This window comes from Candidatus Omnitrophota bacterium, from assembly GCA_028712255.1.
GTDB lineage: Bacteria > Omnitrophota > Gorgyraeia > Gygaellales > Profunditerraquicolaceae > UBA6249.
The window spans coordinates 44742-63585 of record JAQTQJ010000005.1 but is presented as its reverse complement, the minus strand read 5'-3'; the positions used below and the strand labels follow the sequence as shown (position 1 = coordinate 63585).

Genomic DNA, 18844 nt, shown 5'->3' with positions numbered 1-18844 from the left:
TTCTATTTTCCTACTCAACTAGACGGCAGAAAAATAGAACCGTCCCCTAGATTTTAGCACTTAGAATAACCGCAGCCGTGGCACTTAACACAGCCTTCCTCGTGACGCAAAGCACCTCCACAATCAGGACACATGCCGACGATATTTACCTGCTCATCTAAATCCGATGACTGTAGCTGGTCATCATGTGAATGCTTCATAGGAATAGTCACCGATTCTGATGATACAATAACAGCTGGCTGCGTATTTATAAGGCGCCGCTCGATAACCCGGGCAATAGCATCAGCGCAAGAAAATATTCTCTGCCCTTTTTCCCAGGAAGGAGATGGACAGCGAATATTACGCAATTGCTCAATAATAGATTTTACTTCAATGTTGGCGCGAAATGCCAAAGAAACTAGGCGTCCGGTTGCTTCCAGCTGGCTGGCTGCGCAGCCTCCGGCTTTACCCATCTGGGTAAATAACTCAAACGGTTTACCGTCTTCATCGATATTTATAGTTACGTAAAGATTGCCACAACCGGTCGAAACCTTAGTAGTCGTACCGATAATTACTTCCGGACGCGGACGGGGGGCAATCTCTTTCGCACGAGCGAACACTTGGCCTTCCGATAGGCCAAGGTGTTTTGCCTGTTCTTCTTGCTTCTCTTTAGGCTTACCAACATTTAATACCTGCTCTTCACGGCTCCTGTCACGATAAATAGTTATGCCTTTACAGCCTAAATCAAATGCCATAATATAAGATTTTCGTACTTCCTCAATAGTTGCTTCATGCGGAAAATTAATTGTTTTGCTTGTGGCATTATGCACATATTTCTGAAAAGCTGCCTGCATACGCACATGCCACTCCGGAGCAATATCATGGCTAGTTACAAAAACTCTGCGCACATCTTCAGGAATCTCTTTAATATCTTTTATGGACGCGCTCTCAGCAACCTTCTCCATAAGCTTCAAACTATAGAATCCCCTCTGATGGGCAACCTGTTCAAATAGTGGCTCTACTTCCACTAATTTATCATTATCCATAACTTTGCGATAATATGATAACGCAAACAAAGGCTCGATTCCCGATGAACATGGCCCGCCAATGATACTAATGGTTCCGGTAGGAGCAATGGTAGTCAGCGTAGCATTGCGCATTCTGGTCGAACCGTCTTTTCTATCATAAATACTTTCTTTAAAAGCAGGAAATACACCCTTCTTTTTCCCTAACTCCAAGGATTTTTTATTTGCTTCATCTAAAATAAATGACATTACTTTTTCAGCCAAATTCACAGCCTCTTCGCTATTATAAGGAATATTCAGGCGAATCAATAAACTCGCCCAACCCATAACCCCTAAGCCGATTTTACGGGTAGCCTTGGTAGCCTGCTCAATTTCCGGAAGAGGAAATTTATTTACATCAATTAAATTATCCAGAAAATGTACGGCTAAAGATGTAACCTCTTTTAACCTGTCCCAATTAATTTCACAACGCGTACCAACCTTCTTAAACATCTGGTCTAAATTTATCGAACCCAAATCGCAACTTTCATAAGGCAAAAGCGGTTGTTCGCCACAAGGATTAGTACTTTCAATTTCCCCTAATTTTGGAGTAGGATTATATTGATTAATACGGTCAATGAAAATAATTCCGGGCTCGCCATTTTTGTGCGCCTGTTTTACGATTAGATTAAATACATCCTTACTATTGATTTTCTGCACCGGCTTATGCGTGTGCGGATCAATCAAATCATAATCTTCGCCGCGAGCAAGCCTACGCATAAACTCATCAGTAATGGCAACGGAAATATTAAAGTTAGTAATATGATTATTATTCTCCTTGCAAGTAATAAACTCCATAATATCCGGATGGTCGACGCGCAAGATCCCCATATTTGCCCCGCGTCGGGTTCCCCCTTGTTTGACCGCCTCAGTTGCCGCATCATATACACGCATAAATGAAATCGGCCCGCTTGCTACGCCACCTGTAGTTTTAACTACGGCATTTTTAGGGCGCAGGCGAGAAAAATTAAAACCTGTGCCGCCGCCGGATTTATGAATAAGGCTAGTGACCTTCAAGGTCTCAAAAATCGACTCCATTGAATCTTCAATGGGAAGGGTAAAACAAGCTGAGAGTTGCCCTAATTCTTTTCCCGCGTTCATTAAACAGGGAGAATTCGGCAAAAATTCTAAATTAACCATCATCTTAAAAAATGAATCCGTAAGAAGCTTTAGCTCCTGCTCTCCTGCCCCGTAAAGTTTGTCCGCAATAGCAATAGCGCCTGCTACACGAACGAACAACTGCTCCGGGGTCTCGATGAGCGAGCCCCCCTGGTCCTTGCGTAAATACCTGCGCTCAAGAACCTTGACGGCATTGGGGGATAATTTTAAATCCATTTTTCACCTCGAATAATTAGGAAGATTAGTGATAAATTACTTAAGCAATATAACAAAAGTGATATCTATTGTCAACAAAAAATTTTACAATATATGGTATAACCATTTATCATAATATACTACTGATTGTAGAAAAAGTTTATCTGCCGACAAGAGATTTGCAGGACTCTCGAATAACTAATTCTGCAGGAAGCAGAATTTTTTTTGGAGAATTTTTATTTACAGCAATCAGACGGTTTAATTCTTTAACGCTTTCTTCAGCCATGCGGATTAAGGGCTGGCGAACAGTAGTAAGCCCAACCGGGCCATAGAGCCCGGAAGGATTATCATCAAAACCGACAATCGATAAATCATCCGGAATCTTTTTTCCTAATTCGCGAGCTACTGCCATTACCTCCAGCGCCATAGCATCAGAGGCGACAAATACAGCAGTTGCCGGGTCGGCCGCTTTAATCAACTTCTCAGCCGCGCCTCTTGCTGCTCCGCGGGAATAATCAGTTTGAAATATATAATCTTCCCGCACCTTAATATTATTTTTTTCTAGCGCACGCTTATAACCCTCCAAGCGTTTTGCCGCTGCCTGAGTCATTATATCTCCGGTAATATGCGCTATCTTTTTATGTCCCAGTTCAATCAAATAATTAACCGCGCTCTCTGCCCCTCCAGCATTATCAATGGCAATACAAGAAACATTCAGATCATCCACATAATAATTAATCACAACGCTAGGAATACCCTTGGCTAGAGCCTCTTCTAACTGAGCGCGATTACCGATAATATCAGAAAAAATTATTCCGCCTACCCCGCGTAAAGCTAGCGGAGTGCGTGAATCAGTTAAATGTAAAAGTAAATCTAATTTTAAAGCTTCACACATTGTGCCTACCCCACGGATAAGCTCCAAGGCATAAAAAGAATAGAATACTCCTTCATAACGGGGAATAACCAAGGCCACAACATTGCTCCTGCCAGTTGCCAGGCGTTGCGCGAAAATAGACGGCTGGAATTTTAATTCACGGACCGCATTCATCACTTTTATGCGATTAGCTTCTTTAACGGTTCCGATTTTATTGATAACCCGGGAAACGGTAGTTATGGATACTCCGCTGGAACGAGCAACATCTACGATAGAAACATTTTTGGAAGGAACTTTTTTGGTACGAGTCATTTGTATAAAGACAAACTATTTAATATTATCACCAATTCTTAAAGGTACATTAATCCTTTTTATATCACAAGCAGAAATACTATCCCTTGTCTGAATCACTACAAGCGCTCCTATTTGTTTACCTGCGCGGTAAACATTAAACATATCTCCAACCTTAACCCCGCTTGAAGAACCCAAATCTACAACCACAAAATTATTATCCGCATTTATTGCCAGGATTTTACCGCTGGATGCCGGAGCTTGTGCCTTTCCGGGAGAAGATGAAGACTTTACCACTATTGCCGGCAATTCAACGGATTCCTTTTCTCTCTCTAAAACCGCAGGCTTGCCGCTTTTTACCGCGTCCAATTCACTTTTAAGAGAATCAATCTGAGATATCTTATCGGTAAGCATTGTATCCATTTCACTCAAACGTTTCTCCACCGTAGCTTTACTATCCTGAAGGCCCTGAACCTTCTGATCCAAAGCTATTTTACGGCTGGTTAAACTCTTTAACTGCCGGCTAAAAGCCTCATTTTCGGCCCTAAGTATTTTAAGGGTATCCTGGATTCCTGTCTTATCATTCTTTTCCCGTACTACCTCTTGAGATATACTATCAAGGAGCTTCTGATTATAATCAAGCTGCCTTAAAAGATCCTTCTTTTCATTATGCAGGCTATTGACATCCATCTCTAAAACGGCCTTTTGCCTCTGCAACGCCTCGTTACTAATCTGCAGATTCCTTAAATCCACTCTTATACTAGCTAGCTGCATCTCCAAATCTGTTTTTGCTTTAAGTATCTGGCCCCAATATGCATCATTATTTTCCGGAGCTGAAACCGCTGGCGCTTGAGTAACAACCATTTCTTGCTGACGTTGGCTTTGTCTTTTTAGTTTCTCAATCAATTCATCTCTGTCCTTAGTGGCCGTATCATACTTTTTTTGTAGGTCGCTAAGCGCATCAACACCTTTATCTCTTTCAGCCTTAAGAGACTCAATCTTACCTTGGTTAGCCCTTAAATCATTCTCAAGCTGGCTGACTTTGCTAAGCATGCTAGTGTTTTCAGTCTTTAAATCAGCATTTTCCCTGACCAATACCTGCTGCTTACTATTTACCTGTACAAAAAGAAAAAGGCATATTACTGAAAAACCTATCAGGCCGATAATGATAAATTTTGTTTTTTGTTCCATAATCCCCCCTGTTATAGCTTTGGCTAGTAGAAGCCAAACCATCCGCCTTGCGGCTTATAATTGGGCGAATACTCTTTCTAAAACCAAACTTGCCGCCCCCATTGCCACGGCATTCTCTCTTAATTTGGAGTAAATTATTTTTAAATCATTTGCTACTTCTCGAAAAGCCCAATCCATAACCGTACTTCTTACCTTGCTTAAAAACTCTTCACCTGCCTCCTCAAAACCTCCGCCAATAATCACTACCTGAGGATTAAGTAGATTTACTAAATAAGCAATTTTAATTCCCAATCTTTTAGCTGCACCTTCTAGTGCCGTCGATGCTACCTGGTTCTTTAGCCGACTAGCGGTAAAAATACTTTTAAAATCCAGATTCTCTATATTGGTTGATGTAGTTTTAGAAAACTCTAAAGCTTTTGATTTATCTTTCAGTAAGATATCCTTCACCTCATCAACTATCCCTAAGTCCATATCCCAACGCTTAACAAAACAGGGAGCCCCACTTACACAGCTAAAGAGATCCTGTTCTTTATAATTATATACAGAAACCTCTCCAGCATATCCTTGGGCGCCGCGATAAAGTTCTCCATTAATCATAATACCGCAGCCAACTCCAGAAAACATATAAATAATATTTTTGTAAGTTTTCCCGAGATTCAGCCAATTTTCGCCAAAACAGGCGCTGGTTGCGTCATTTTCAATTAAGGTTGGTAGGTTAAATTCTCTTTCAATTAATCCCTTCAAAGGAAGATCTACTGAAGCATAGGTATAATAATGATCCATTTTTTGAGGCCAGTGGATAGAGCCATCTCTCTTATTGATTAATCCGGCCACACCGATGCCAATACCTTTTATATTTTCAACATACCCTTTAGAGCGCCTTAAAATCTCACGCACAATTTCTAAAAGGCACTCAGATACTTCTCTGACTGAAGGTTGCGGACGGGCAATTTGGGTCTTAGTAATAATGTTGCCTTTTAAATCCACAAGAAGTCCGACCATATTCATTAAATTTAACCCCACCCCTATTGCGTAACCTGCGCGGGGATTTAAATCTAACAATACCGGCCGCCTGCCGCCTTCAGATACATCGAGCTCCTTTTCATAAACAAGATTATCTTTGATAAAATTATCGATGTAATTAGAGATACTTACGATATTTATGCCCATTTCTTGCGAAATATCAGGACGGCTTATGGGCCCGTGCTTTCTAAGTATGCCCAGCATTTCAATATTACGTTTTTCTTTTTCGCTAAAATCTTCTTTTTGTAAATCTAATAATTGCATAATATAAAATTACTTAGCTTTCTAAAAAGTTAAATAAAATATTAATTTTACTGTACTACTAAAAAACTCTTAAGTCAAGCGATTTCAAGAAAAGTGAATGTTTAAATCTAAGGGGGCGGTTCTATTTTTTGTTTGTTTTTAAAACAAAAAAAGGAAAGGGACCGTTTCTATTTTTTTTAAAAAAAATAGAAACGGTCCCTAGTTTTCAGCGGAATCCAGGTTAATAGACATCCACCATGGTAAAAGAACGGTCTATAGTCCCTGAAGGTGAAATCGTAACCATATTTATTGCTTTTGTCCCGGGATCGGAATAGTTACATTGAAGACTATCATTGTTTACCGGGGAAATAACATCACCTATATCACCGCTCCAGAGATACTGCAATTGGACCTGGTTGCAGCCACTCTGAGGCATATTAACAGAAGAGAAAACTGTAACCGGCTCTCCTTTTTTTAATACATAACTTGAAGATTTCAATTCTGCTTTGCCCATTTCACTGAGAGAATTTTCATTTTTAAAACAAAGGTCTAAAAATGTTTTTAAATTGTAGTCGAGCTGTTTATTTTCCTGGATTTCCTTGAGCCTTTCCTTAGCCCGGTCAACAACTGAAGGGTATTGATCTACAGCATTCTTCAACAATAGCTCATAATACTCTTTGGCTTTGACTAAATCCCCTTCCCATTGCGCCAACAACCCTAACTGGTATAAACTGGAAATAACATGGGGACTAAACTCTTGTTTTGCCGCAAGTATATTAAAGTATTTTTTTGCTTCTTTTATATTAGAGAATACATACGCATTAATCATAGCAATTTTATAATTGGCCTCGTCAAAAATTTTACTGTCGGGATAAAGCTGGATCAACTGCAGATAAAGTTTTATTGCCCCCTTATAATCTCTTAGTTTCTCTAAGTTAAATGCGCGCAAGTAGATTGTCGTCTGGTTAAAAACATCTGCTTTGCCTAACCCTTCTATCTTGGAATAGATTTCTTCAGCATAAGCCATATCATATAAACCTTGCGGCTTATAGACGAAAAGGCTGGCAACTTCAAATAACTCCTGGATAAATTTTTCCGGTTCAAGAGTTTTTGAAATCTTTTCTATACAAATATTTATATAAATATTATAAAGAACCTCGGCTAATTCTACATTGCCTTCCTTATAGGAAGCGCCTGCTATGCTTTTGAGCTGCGCATCAGTAATCTCGCCTGCGATAAGCTGGTCGACATAAAGTTTATAGATTTGGCGGGCCTTTGACTTTTCTTCGCCAGCCAAAAGAGTATCGGCAATATTTTTAATTAACCCCGGATTTCTTTCATCTTTAGCATAAGCGCCAACGTCTGTAAGCAGGTCATCTAAGGCAGCCTGAGCAAGAACATCCTGCTGGCCGTGATGGTATTGCCAAAGTAAAAGCCTGGCTTTTAGCCTTAAGGGATTATCGGTTTGAGCCTGGCTGATAACTTTCTGGGCGCTCTGCTCTAACTGCTGGCGATAGCTGTTGCCATTAGTAAAATAATCATCCCAGGATTGCTTTTCTTCTAAATACTTAAGTTGCAGGTAACGCGCTTGCGCTTTATAATAATTAAGACAAAGCTGGTTAACTAAATCTTTCTCTTTAAAATTGCTGAGGAAGTCAATAAATTCATTATACTGATTGACTGCCAAATATTTTATCTTGGATTCTTCAATAGAAGAACAGCTTGTCTGCTCAACAGAGTAAAGTGAAGGCAGGCATAAAAATAAACTTAAAAAAATTGTCAATAAGTATTTTAAGAAAACTGTCATACGGCCTCCGTCTTAAAAATAAAGGGGACGGTTCTCTTTTTTAAGAGAACCGTCCCCTTTGTTTTATTTCTTCTTACGCGTTTTTTTAACTACCGGATTCTTCCAAAACTCCCTAATTACATAATAAGCCTTACGCGGTATGCGCTTATTTAAACCGTTTTCCAACTGCTCTCCTAATGCAACAATACCAAACCATTCTTCATTCATATTCATATTATTTTGTGCGCGGATATCAAAATAATAGCTTCCATTAGACCAACCGCTCTCGGTATTATGAACTTTCCATCCTTGCGGATTATCAGAAGCATATTTCCACCATTCATCCACCCATTCAAAAATTGTTCCGCCTATACAATTACCTACGCCTTCTTTTTTATTGGCTAAGTTTTTGTAAATCTGCTCCCACTGTGATTGCAAGAAAAACGCCTGCATATTTTGATCTTCCTTCTTAAGATAAGCATCATAACAATCCGCGCCAAATTCTGCTAACAGCATCGGCTTATCAAATGTTGCTTTGAGGGAATTAAAAAGGTTGCCGAAGGTTTTACCACGGTAAATTATACAGGCTACAAAATCAACATCCTGACAAAATTTATTGGCAGAATCTAAACCTACTAATTCGCCATTACCCAATCCTACAGGATGCTTTAGGTCAACCTTATGTATTTCCTTAGATAAATCATTTACAAAAGAATAATAAATTTTTGCACGCATCAATTTTTGTTTCTGTGGATCAGGTTCTTGATCAACCTCTGGGCTTGACCAGGGATTTACATGTCCAAGGCAGGAATAATTATTCTCATTTCCCAAAATCCAGCCTAAAATTCCGGGTTCATCTTTATAGAGATTAACCATCTCCAATACCTGGGCCTTTACCTTATCCTGAAATTTTTTGTCACCATAAAAAGGGCAGGGATACTCCCAGAAGCCCAACCAATCACCTAAAAGAGTACGGATTCCATACAAATTATACAGGTCTCGAATTACTTGTTTTACCTCCTCAGGATTATCATGCGCTTGATAAAGACGAATAGTATTAACCCCCATATCCTTCATAAGTTTCCCGTCAACAATCCAGGGCTTATTCGGATCACTCCACCAATCATATTCATGATTCTGGCCTATCGGGATTGGGTTATAACAAACCCCTTTGACAACATACGGGCGACCGTTAACGATAAGTTGATAATGCTGGTTTTTGAGTTGTTTAATAAAAACCTTGGGAGAAGGGGCGCAGGAAATACTGGTGATAACCGTAAAAATTAGCGCAAAGACGAGAAAATAATATTTTTTCACTGATTTTTTAAATATGCTTGTGTCATTGCGAGTCCGCCGAAGGCGGACGAAGCAATCTAATAAAAGATTGCTTCGTCGCTTGGCTCTTCGCAATGACACAGAACTAAACTCAAAATGTTATTTTATTCAAACTTAATCTCATCCAGATAGAATGTTGCGCCTTCCGGGTTATTATCCACATTGGCTGACCAGGCAAAACCTCCGATAATATATGACATATCTTTGCCTTTCAAATCAATAGTGTATTGAGTCCACTCTTTGTTCAAGAGAACTGGCCCGATGGTTGCGCTATCTGAATCTGAAAACTCTCCCATAATGCCGCCAACCTTAAACTCTTCGATGCGCTCACCGCCTTTTGCGCCGCGCGCCCAGAAAGTAAGCTTGGTTGCTTTGGAAAGATCAATACCCGCATCCACACTGCCCCAGTTGTTCGCCGGATTCTGCCAGAAAATTCCTGCCCAGCGCGCCCCTTGGGTAGCCTTACCACTATAGATTATTTTAACGCAAGTATCCCCTAAATACGCATCCTCTTTTGAGGCTCCATCATATTTTATGTCGCCGTAATCACCCATCCAGCCACTAGGAATAAAATGATTGGCTGCGCTTGATCGATCGGCATAAATATAAAATGGCATCGCCTGCTGCTTTTTACCTTCAGGTTTTAAAGTTGCATCAGACTCAAACTTTATGTCATCGATATAGAATGTGGCGCCCTCCGGATTTAAATCCGCAGTCGTCGTCCAACCAAAAGCTCCGTTAACATAAGAAAGGTCTTTGCCTACTAAGTTAACCGTAAACTGTTTCCATTCATTGGTCAATTCAATAGGGCCATCCTCAACCATCACGGTATCAGGATATGTACCTTTGATCCCGCCGACCATTACCTTTTGAATTATCTCTCCTCCCTTTGCGCCGCGCGCCCAGAAAGTAAGTTTAGTCATGCCGGTTAGATCAAAACCGCCTTTTTTATTTCCCCAATTGTTCGAGGGATTCTGCCAGTAAACTCCAGCCCAACCTTGATTCTGTGATTTCTTAGCGCTATAAATAAACTGAATGCTGCTTGTGCCGCTATGCGGATTATCCGCTGCCTGGTCATTCATTTTAATATCGCCATAATCACCCATCCAACCGCTAGGAATATAATGATTATCCTTGCCATTCTTATCCAAGAAAACCACAAATTCCTTAGGGGACATTGCGGCTTTTTCTTCAGCTGCGGCCATTACCGGAGCTAAAAGAAATAAAGCCAATAACACCACTAACAACTTCCTCATACCCACCTCCATCATTTCGTCATTGCGAGCCCGCAGGGCGAAGCAATCTCGATTTGGATTGCTTCGTCGCCTTCGGCTCCTCGCAATGACACCCTTGTCTTCTATTATTTATTTCCATTTCTTCTGATACATATAATATACTTTTCGCAACTGCCTTAAAAATGGGCTCTGTGAACCATCCCCCTGGCCAGCCACGCCCAGCCATTCTTCATGCATATATCCATCGGGAAATGGCCCAGCCCATAGACCTTTTGTATCATGAATCGCCGGTTCATACGCCTTCCACCATTCATCCAGCCATTCAAAAACCACTCCACCTAATGCATTACCCTGCCCTCCTGCAAATGCCATATTATTCTGGATGTCTTCCCAGGAACCCAAGTGGTATTGCGCCTGAAACTCCTCAGCCTCATCAACACTCTTTCCCTCAGCATATGCAGGACAGCCAAACTCCGTAATAAAAGCTGGTTTACCCGACTGCTCCTTAACCTGTCTCCAGAAAGCGCCAAAACCATAATCCCCGCGGTAAGCATTGGTCCCAAAAATATCTATGTCTGGGGTATTCTTACCAAATTTATCTAAAAATAGGATGTCTCCACTGCATATAGCTACCGGATGATTCGGATCAATTGACTTAATTATCTTAGCCACTTCATTGGCAAATTTAAAATAAACTTCCGGATATTCATTGGCATTACAAGCATAACCATAAACATTTTCATTACCCAAGAGCCAGAATAGAATATAGGGTTCATCTTTAAATTCATTGACCATCGCCTTAACTGACTCAACCATTTTCTTTTTATGTTCTTCGTTATTATAGTCGGTTCCAGGATTCCAGGCAGCGCCGCTACCAATGGCGTATTTACCTAAAAAATCACCCATAATTACGCGCATACCATAAGTATTATACATATCGCGCATTAACTCTTTATTAATCTTTAAAGGATGGTGGTAAAGCCTGATAGTATTAACCCCCATATCCTGCATCAATTTAAAATCACCGACAGCTGGCTCATCAGTATCATCGCTGTTATTTCTATTTTTATCTACAAAGGCATCATAAGGGCCATCGGTTTTACCGTTTTTATTTAAGTCTTCCTCCATCCAATTCTGGAGAGTCCCGTCATCCGGAGACTGCCCAACCTTGGTAGGGGCATAAGTAATTCCTTTGATAATATAGGGCTTATCATCAACCAAAAGCTGCCAGTCATCATTTTTATATTGCACTAAACGCACCTTACCTGTGCCAACTTCCTGTTTGATCCCCACAGATTCAGCTGTAGGTTTTACTTTGGCTGCCTCCTGGATCATGTCAACTTTCACGAATTTCCCAGGATTAGTTATGGCAACATCATTGGAGATATCATTATCAAAACCATTAACAATATCAATCTGGGCGCCTTCTAATTTATAACCTAGCTGCGGATTACGTTTGAGAAGAAAATTTATTTTAGCTAAAGATGCAGGCCCAACATACCAAGGAGTATGCCAATAAGTCCAACCATAGCTAGCAGGAAAATGCACGACTATCGAATAATAACATTTGATCGCCTGAGTAATTAATCCTGCTTTTTCTAAAATCAAGCCGGTGCCAAATAACCTAACCCCCACAGGCTCATTGGAGGTCGTCCATTTGACAAATGCTGCCTCTAAATCAGGAGAATAGATAAAATCCCAAACATCACCTTCTAAACGCTTATCTTTAATAACCTGCTTAAAGATCGGATCCTTCCTGACTGCGCTATTATTAGGATAAACACCTTCCCCTACCGCATCGATTAAGCCCTGCTGATCGGTAACAACATACTTATAATCTTTTTCGCCGATATTTTGAAACTCACCGTATTTTACATAATCGACAAATTCTTCTTTGCCCGGACTAAACAAAACCAATTTCGTCGGAAGCTGGCTGACCTTTTTTTTCTGCTCTATTTCGATAGAGCCGGTTTCGATTTTTTTGATGCTTTGTTCGGCAGCGAGCCTAATTGACCAGAACCATCCGCGTGGATCCCAGCCCTGGCCGTAAGAATATTTATCGATAATTAACTTGAATATTTTCTTAGCCTCATCAAGTTTTTCCTGGCGCATCAGGCTCTCTGCCTGGATAAAATAACAGGTAGTTACGTCATTTAAAACTTGCACTGCCTCAATCTCTTTTTTATTTTTGGGCAACGCAGTTAATGAAGCCTGCTCCTTATCTGCCTCTTCCTTATATAAATCTATACAGGTTTGAGTATATTTTTTTGTAGCTTCGATATCTTTTTTACCATGCGCAATCCAGGCCTGAGTAGTAAGTTCGCCTGAGGAAGGTTTGGCCGCCTGAGGAATTGATTCTTGCGCCCAGACATTTACACATTGGCACATTGAAAACACAACTATTGTCATTGCGAGGAGCCGAATAAAACCAACTCCGTCATTGCGAGGGCACGAAGTGCCCGAAGCAATCCCATTTTTAGAGATTGCTTCGTCGCTTCGCTCCTCGTAATGACTAATATAACGGGCTCGCAATGACACATTAAATTCAAATTTTAAACAACTCATCCTACCACCGCCCCTTGAGTAACACCTTTAATAATATATTTTTGCATAAATAGGTATACCAAAATTATAGGTAGGGCAGTAATGGTTAGGCCTGCCATTAATAGCGGATAGTTGGTAACAAACTCTCCCTGGAAAGATTGTAAGGCCACCTGAAGAGGCATAAATTTACGGTTATCAAAAATAATCAAGGCTAAAATATATTCATTCCATACGGCCAGAGCATTAAACACAATAACTACCGCCAAAACCGGTTTTGCTAGCGGCAAAGCCACATGCCACCAGATTCCAATCTTTGAGCAGCCGTCGATGCGAGCGGCATCTTCTAACTCTTTGGGCATCTTGTCAAAAAAAGTTTTAAGTAGAAATATACTCGTAGATAAACCCACATTAATCATACATAAAATATAACCAATGGGGGTATTTCTTAGATGCAATTTGTTCAATAAAACATAGAGAGCAACAAAACTTCCCGGTATAGGAATCATCATTGCCGCCATAAACATAATAAACAGAAATTTGCTTCCCACAAAACGCAGGCGGCTGAAAGCATACGCAGCCATGGAAGAAATAATCACTATTCCAAAAACTACTGATACTGTATAAACAATACTATTAAAGAAGTTCCCGCCAAAGCCCCCCTCTTTCCAAGCCTGAGTATAGTTTTCAAAATGAAACTGATGAGGAATCAAAGAAATATCTTTAAAAATCATATCTTGAGTCTTCAGGCTAGAAACGATCATCCAAAGCAGCGGGTACAAACAAGTTACCGCTACGCTGATTAGAAGAATATGAATCAGAGTATTTACAACAAATTTTTTACTCTTATAATAAAATGAATTCTTCAATTTTTATCTTACTGGCCTTTCTTAATAATCCCGTCATTCTGAGGAACCCCTCCAACGGCAGGGCGACGAAGAATTTTAAAACGAGATCCTTCGCTGACGTTCAGGATGACAAACTTTAGATTTTCACAGTATTTACTATTGCCCTTTCTTGGAAAAACGATACTGAATAAAAGATATCATAATTAACACCATGCCAAAGGTAATCCCCTGGGCGCAGGCATAGCCGAAACGTGAAGAGCCGCGCATAGAAGCCAAAATCCTTAAGACCGGCACCGAAGTATGGCCGGCAAATTCTCCTCCGACAAGGCTCACAATCAATACAAACACCTGCATCGTACCCAAAACCGTCAGGATTGCAACCAATACCATCACCGGAATCATTAGGGGAATAGTTACTTTTTTAAATGATTGCCAGGCGCTGGCTCCATCAACACGTGCGGCTTCGTAAAGTTCACGCGGTATGGTTTGTAGCCCCGCCAAGAAAATAAGGAACCCCCAGCCAAAACCCTTCCAGCAATGGACTAAAGCAACAGTGGTAAGCGCAGTGTTAGGATCTGAAAGCCAATTATGTACCAGATGCGGAAAACCCATCTGTGTAAGTATACGGTTAACTACATTTGCTCCATCAATATCGTTAATGATAAAACGCCAAGCCATACCCACGACTACTTCCGAAAGAACCGGAGGAATAAAAAAAATCACCCGGTAGAAATTTTTCATTCTGATTTCACGGTCGCATGCCCAGGCAAGCATAAAAGCCAGGATATTTTGAAAGGTAAGAGCAATCAAAGTAATGTAACCGGCATTCCATATCGACTGCCACCAATTCTTATCCTGCAGAAAAATCTCTTTAAAATTCTGTAAACCTACAAATGTTTTGGTAAAGGAGATACCATCCCACTCAAACAGGCCCAACTGAAAAACCCAAATAAAGGGAATAACATAAAATATGGCGAATATAGTTACTGCCGGCAGGATAAAAATATAATTCTCTAGTGTATTTTTTATTTTCATCTGGTTAATCGTTATTATGTGTCATTGCGAGGGCACGAAGTGCCCGAAGCAATCCCGGTTTAGATTGCTTCGTCGCTATCGCTCCTCGCAATGACTAACGGGCCTTCCTCTTATCTAATTCCCTTTCCTTAATCTGCTGCACTTCGCTGGCAACCTGTTCGGGAGTTTTTTCACCGATAATAATCGATTGGATTCCTCGATCAAAAGCTTCAATCACAAGAGAAAACTCTGAAACCCCCCAGATATTCGGATGAGTGGCATAATCCATGCCGCGGGCAAACTGGGCCAAAACCTCGGGAATCTTAGCTAAACAATTTTTGTTAGCAGGCAGATTATTGGTAACTTTAGATAAATATGCCTGTTGCTCCTGATCGGTCAACCAGATTAAAAACTTAACTGCTTCTTCTTTGTTTTTAGAACGGGCGTTTACCATAAAAGAAGAGCCTGCTCCTCCCCATATAGAAACCGGATACTTATCGGATACCTGTGGCGGAAGCATTGCTCCGTACTCAAGGCTAGGATTCATTCCTTTGTAAACGTTTACACACCATGAACCGTTAAAAGCAAACACTGCTTTTTCATTGGCAAAAAGCTGCTCAGCAGATTTATTAATCATCGTCACCAAGCCCTTAGCCAAAACACCTGAGCCCTGCATCTGCTTAAAAATAGAAAATACCTTGATCCAATCCGGGTCAGTGTAAGAAACTTCCCCTCTTATCGTAGCCAATACCTTATCTTTACCCATAATATTAAAGGCGAAATCATTGGCCAAACAATCAATCATCCAAACCTCTCCCCATCCGGAAACCAACCCCTGCATTCCGGCAGCCTGAATCTTAGGGCCAATATCCAAAAACTCTTGCAGAGTCTTCGGCGGCCGATTAGGATTCAGGCCTAATTGTGAAAAAAGTTTTTTATTATAGACCATCTGAATGGTCATAATATCTATGGGCGCGCCGTATATGCCGGGATTTATTCCGTAACTGTTACCTGCGGTAAATTCATTTACCGCCAAAGCCTTGGGAAAGAAATTATTCTTCCAAATATTATTGTTTGCATCCATATAAAAAGTAAGATCTAAGATATGTCCGGCTTTAATGAAAGAGGCAAAATCCCTCTTTTCTCCTAAAATACCAAAGACATCCGGAAGGTTTATACCTTGGGCAGCGGCACGGATCTTCTGCGAATAAGCATCTGAAGGAGCATAAAGTTCAAAATTTACCCTTATGCCTGTTAAAGTTTCATATTTTTTTGCTAATTCCTGGAAAGCCGCATCGCGGTCAGTCATCCAATGCCAGATACTAATGGCAGGTTTTGAATCTGTTTTTTGGCCTGAACAACCTAAGACTGAAAACAATACAAAAATACCCAAAAATACGTTCTTAAACAACATTTTATCTCCTTCCGTTTGTCGTGGAGGCTTAACCCAATAGGAATAGATTATAAAAAGACGTAATATTAAAATTTAACATATTTTAGCCAGCAGGTCAAGTTTTTTATTGGCTAAATCAAGCACGTAACAGGCGCGAAATACCCATAAGATCAGCTCTTTCCAGTTCAATACCTGAGTGATACCCCACCCCTGATCCCGAAAGCCTTGACCAGACGACCTGGCCCCGTGTATATAACGGTTCAGTACTGTTGGGAACGTCTAACCAAATCTCCAAAGGAACATTGGATTCCAATTCATCGGTAGTGGATAACCCTAAGCCTTTTGCGCTCACGTCAAAAGTCTGAGCCTGCCTTTCGTTTCCATCTAAACCGATAAATCGGGCGGAAAATTCCTTATTGAACCTTTCGAATATCCGGTGATCATTCATATCTTCACCTCCTTCCTCCTTTTCTAATTCCATAGCTCCCAAAGATGGTTTCTGTTCGGAATTACGACAAGAATACTTATTAATAAATTTATAAATTTTATCTTTATCAACATCTTTTATCTTACTAAAGAAAAGCCCATAATGATTAATACCATTAATAACCTTACTCCGAGCAACCCAAACCTCAGTATCAATAGAACAAGCATTATCAAGCTCCAAGCTTATCCTAAACGATTTATCCTCCGGTAACTTTGTGTTTAAAGTAATCCTGGCGCCTCTGGCATTAATATCTTTAACTTGACATAATAATTCTTTTGAACCTACGTCCTGCTCTAATTTAAGCTTGGCATGCTGATTTATCTGAGATCTGACTAATTTTCTATGCTCTTTCATTTATACGCCTTTCCACCATTGCTTAACTAACAATCCAGGAAAATTTTTCTTAACATATTCCCCTATCCTACTTTTTACCGAATCGTCAATCCTGTTGAATGAAAGGCCGTAGATATTTTTTTCATATGACTGATCGCGCCAGGCCACATGAGCGCCAATGTCTAACTCAAAATCTTGCGCCAGGGCTAACTTAAAATTTAAAAACACATCATCGAATAAGTTCCTCTTCAGAGAAACACAGACACCTGTAGGGCTAATATCTTCTACGACACAGGGGATAGCGCGAACCCCGTTTTCAACGGTTAACTCTGCCTCCTGATTAATCTGCCATCTAGGCTCAATCCTACGCTCATCCATTATTTTCTCCCATCCCTAAGCCACTGAGACAAGTTAACTTACAAATATTATCCCTTATTTCACCGAATAAATCAAGGAAAAAAATATTTTTCTACACAAACGCATTTATTCCAAACCATTTGCAGTACAACATGTTACACCGAAACAGTTTCCAAGCTAATCGGGAAATAGAGTCACTTTTCCCAATGGATAAAATCACGGCCAAGGTCAGATGAAATAAGTATTCTGGCTATTTTTTTGAGCTTACCTGTTTTGATATCCATAATACATAAATACTTATTATCGTAAGTTCCACTTATCGTTTTAGTTATAAAATATTTAAATTTACTAAAAACCTCATAACCTACTGATTTAATCCAAGTGAACCAATCATTAAATGGTCCATAAGGAAACGTGGCTACGAAAAGAATTTGTTTGCTATCTGGAGTAAAGACAAAAAGATCGTGTTCGATATCTTCAATTCCGCTATCGATACCATAAAAATCCCTGACAAAATTTAAATCATTATTTTCATCTAATATATAGAATGGCCTATTTTTAAAATGACCAATAAATGTTATTTTTTTACCATCAGGAGAATATTTCATCTCAGCAATGTAGCCTAAATAACCATGCTGATCAGGATTATCCAATATGTTAATTTGTGTCATACCTGCCCCACCTACATCCATAGAATAAAATACAAATCGAAAAGCATTTCTTTCTGTCGTTACCAAAGTAATTTTGTCTCCGTTTGGAGACAAAGCGAAATTATCAATAAATCGTAAACCTTCTACCTTATCAGGCCGATCAATATCACTAGTATTAAAGTGAGTTAATCTAGTTAAAGTACCTTTATAAATATCCACCACATGAAGATCCCCTCGAAGAACAAAAAAAACTTTTTGGCTATCAGGAGAAAATCTTGCCAACTGAGAAATTCCCCACCCCTTTGCTAAAGTTATTTCATTGGAACCATCAGAATTAATTATTTTCAGTTCTTCGTAAAGTGGATATTCGGGTAAAGGGTCTGAGTGAAACAGTATCTTCTGATCATTAAAAGAAAAAAATAGCAAACCACTTCCTATAGAGCTATAAGTTAAACGAGTCTGATGTTCTCCATTTATATCCATACTATATACATCACTTAATCGAGATACATGTTCCCACCCAATGGGTTCCCCCTTATAATCAAAAATAGTTTTTTTACGGGAATTCTTATCATCGCGATCTGATTCAAATATTATTCTATTGCCATTATGAGAGAAAGAAGATCTAAAATCTGATATCCACGTGTTAAATGTGGGACCAAAAAATGAGTATTCTGTTAGTCTTTGTAAACCAGTACCATTAAGGTTCATTAGATAAACCTCATTATCCCCACGCAAACCTGAACAAAATACAATTTTACCTTTAGGTAAGCCAACGGTAACGATATGAGCTTTAAAAAAATTATAAACTTGAAACAACATAAATAAAATTATCAATCCTACTAATATTTTTGATCTCTTTGTCCCTAAATGACTCATTCTACAC

General features: G+C 39.8%; 14 protein-coding genes. All 14 read right to left on the bottom strand.

Annotated features, from left to right (window positions below):
- Positions 1-53: 53 nt before the first annotated feature.
- Positions 54-2378 (bottom strand): vitamin B12-dependent ribonucleotide reductase, encoded by a 2325-nt coding sequence (locus PHC29_03475; GenBank protein MDD5108553.1) that lies wholly within the window; start codon positions 2376-2378, stop codon positions 54-56.
- 139 nt (positions 2379-2517) lie between these two features.
- The gene (locus PHC29_03470) at positions 2518-3543 is read right to left on the bottom strand and encodes a LacI family DNA-binding transcriptional regulator (GenBank protein ID MDD5108552.1); all 1026 of its coding nucleotides are present in this window, start codon (positions 3541-3543) and stop codon (positions 2518-2520) included.
- Positions 3544-3558: 15 nt separating this feature from the next.
- On the bottom strand, positions 3559-4713 hold the full coding sequence (locus PHC29_03465; GenBank protein MDD5108551.1) for a hypothetical protein: 1155 nt from the start codon (positions 4711-4713) through the stop codon (positions 3559-3561).
- Between the two features lie 54 nt (positions 4714-4767).
- Positions 4768-6000 carry an ROK family protein gene (locus tag PHC29_03460; protein MDD5108550.1) on the bottom strand — a complete coding sequence of 411 codons (1233 nt, stop codon included), beginning with the start codon at positions 5998-6000 and terminating at the stop codon, positions 4768-4770.
- A 220-nt stretch (positions 6001-6220) separates the two neighbouring features.
- On the bottom strand, positions 6221-7786 hold the full coding sequence (locus PHC29_03455; GenBank protein ID MDD5108549.1) for a hypothetical protein: 1566 nt from the start codon (positions 7784-7786) through the stop codon (positions 6221-6223).
- Between the two features lie 63 nt (positions 7787-7849).
- The gene (locus PHC29_03450; GenBank protein MDD5108548.1) at positions 7850-9082 is read right to left on the bottom strand and encodes a hypothetical protein; all 1233 of its coding nucleotides are present in this window, start codon (positions 9080-9082) and stop codon (positions 7850-7852) included.
- A gap of 122 nt (positions 9083-9204) precedes the next feature.
- Positions 9205-10356, bottom strand: coding sequence for a hypothetical protein (locus tag PHC29_03445; protein ID MDD5108547.1), 1152 nt, complete (start codon positions 10354-10356; stop codon positions 9205-9207).
- A gap of 108 nt (positions 10357-10464) precedes the next feature.
- Positions 10465-12900: a glycoside hydrolase family 2 TIM barrel-domain containing protein gene (locus tag PHC29_03440; GenBank protein ID MDD5108546.1), complete on the bottom strand. Its 2436-nt coding sequence runs from the start codon at positions 12898-12900 to the stop codon at positions 10465-10467.
- Positions 12897-13745, bottom strand: coding sequence for a carbohydrate ABC transporter permease (locus PHC29_03435; protein MDD5108545.1), 849 nt, complete (start codon positions 13743-13745; stop codon positions 12897-12899). Before PHC29_03435 ends, PHC29_03440 begins: the two co-directional genes overlap by 4 nt.
- A gap of 135 nt (positions 13746-13880) precedes the next feature.
- Positions 13881-14759 carry a sugar ABC transporter permease gene (locus tag PHC29_03430; protein ID MDD5108544.1) on the bottom strand — a complete coding sequence of 293 codons (879 nt, stop codon included), beginning with the start codon at positions 14757-14759 and terminating at the stop codon, positions 13881-13883.
- A gap of 94 nt (positions 14760-14853) precedes the next feature.
- A complete protein-coding gene (locus tag PHC29_03425; protein MDD5108543.1) occupies positions 14854-16152 on the bottom strand; it encodes an extracellular solute-binding protein in 1299 nt (432 codons plus the stop codon).
- A gap of 115 nt (positions 16153-16267) precedes the next feature.
- A complete protein-coding gene (locus PHC29_03420) occupies positions 16268-16972 on the bottom strand; it encodes a PilZ domain-containing protein (GenBank protein MDD5108542.1) in 705 nt (234 codons plus the stop codon).
- Positions 16973-17329 (bottom strand): PilZ domain-containing protein, encoded by a 357-nt coding sequence (locus tag PHC29_03415; protein MDD5108541.1) that lies wholly within the window; start codon positions 17327-17329, stop codon positions 16973-16975.
- Positions 17330-17502: 173 nt separating this feature from the next.
- A complete protein-coding gene (locus PHC29_03410) occupies positions 17503-18837 on the bottom strand; it encodes a hypothetical protein (protein MDD5108540.1) in 1335 nt (444 codons plus the stop codon).
- Positions 18838-18844: the final 7 nt, after the last annotated feature.

Excerpts from the sequence above, each read along its gene's own strand:
- PHC29_03475 (MDD5108553.1), bottom strand. The coding sequence starts at position 2,378 with ATGGATTTAAAATTATCCCCCAATGCCGTCAAGGTTCTTGAGCGCAGG.
- PHC29_03470 (MDD5108552.1), bottom strand. The coding sequence starts at position 3,543 with ATGACTCGTACCAAAAAAGTTCCTTCCAAAAATGTTTCTATCGTAGAT.
- PHC29_03465 (MDD5108551.1), bottom strand. The coding sequence starts at position 4,713 with ATGGAACAAAAAACAAAATTTATCATTATCGGCCTGATAGGTTTTTCA.
- PHC29_03460 (MDD5108550.1), bottom strand. The coding sequence starts at position 6,000 with ATGCAATTATTAGATTTACAAAAAGAAGATTTTAGCGAAAAAGAAAAA.
- PHC29_03455 (MDD5108549.1), bottom strand. The coding sequence starts at position 7,786 with ATGACAGTTTTCTTAAAATACTTATTGACAATTTTTTTAAGTTTATTT.
- PHC29_03445 (MDD5108547.1), bottom strand. The coding sequence starts at position 10,356 with ATGAGGAAGTTGTTAGTGGTGTTATTGGCTTTATTTCTTTTAGCTCCG.
- PHC29_03440 (MDD5108546.1), bottom strand. The coding sequence starts at position 12,900 with ATGAGTTGTTTAAAATTTGAATTTAATGTGTCATTGCGAGCCCGTTAT.
- PHC29_03430 (MDD5108544.1), bottom strand. The coding sequence starts at position 14,759 with ATGAAAATAAAAAATACACTAGAGAATTATATTTTTATCCTGCCGGCA.
- PHC29_03425 (MDD5108543.1), bottom strand. The coding sequence starts at position 16,152 with ATGTTGTTTAAGAACGTATTTTTGGGTATTTTTGTATTGTTTTCAGTC.
- PHC29_03420 (MDD5108542.1), bottom strand. The coding sequence starts at position 16,972 with ATGAAAGAGCATAGAAAATTAGTCAGATCTCAGATAAATCAGCATGCC.
- PHC29_03415 (MDD5108541.1), bottom strand. The coding sequence starts at position 17,329 with ATGGATGAGCGTAGGATTGAGCCTAGATGGCAGATTAATCAGGAGGCA.
- PHC29_03410 (MDD5108540.1), bottom strand. The coding sequence starts at position 18,837 with ATGAGTCATTTAGGGACAAAGAGATCAAAAATATTAGTAGGATTGATA.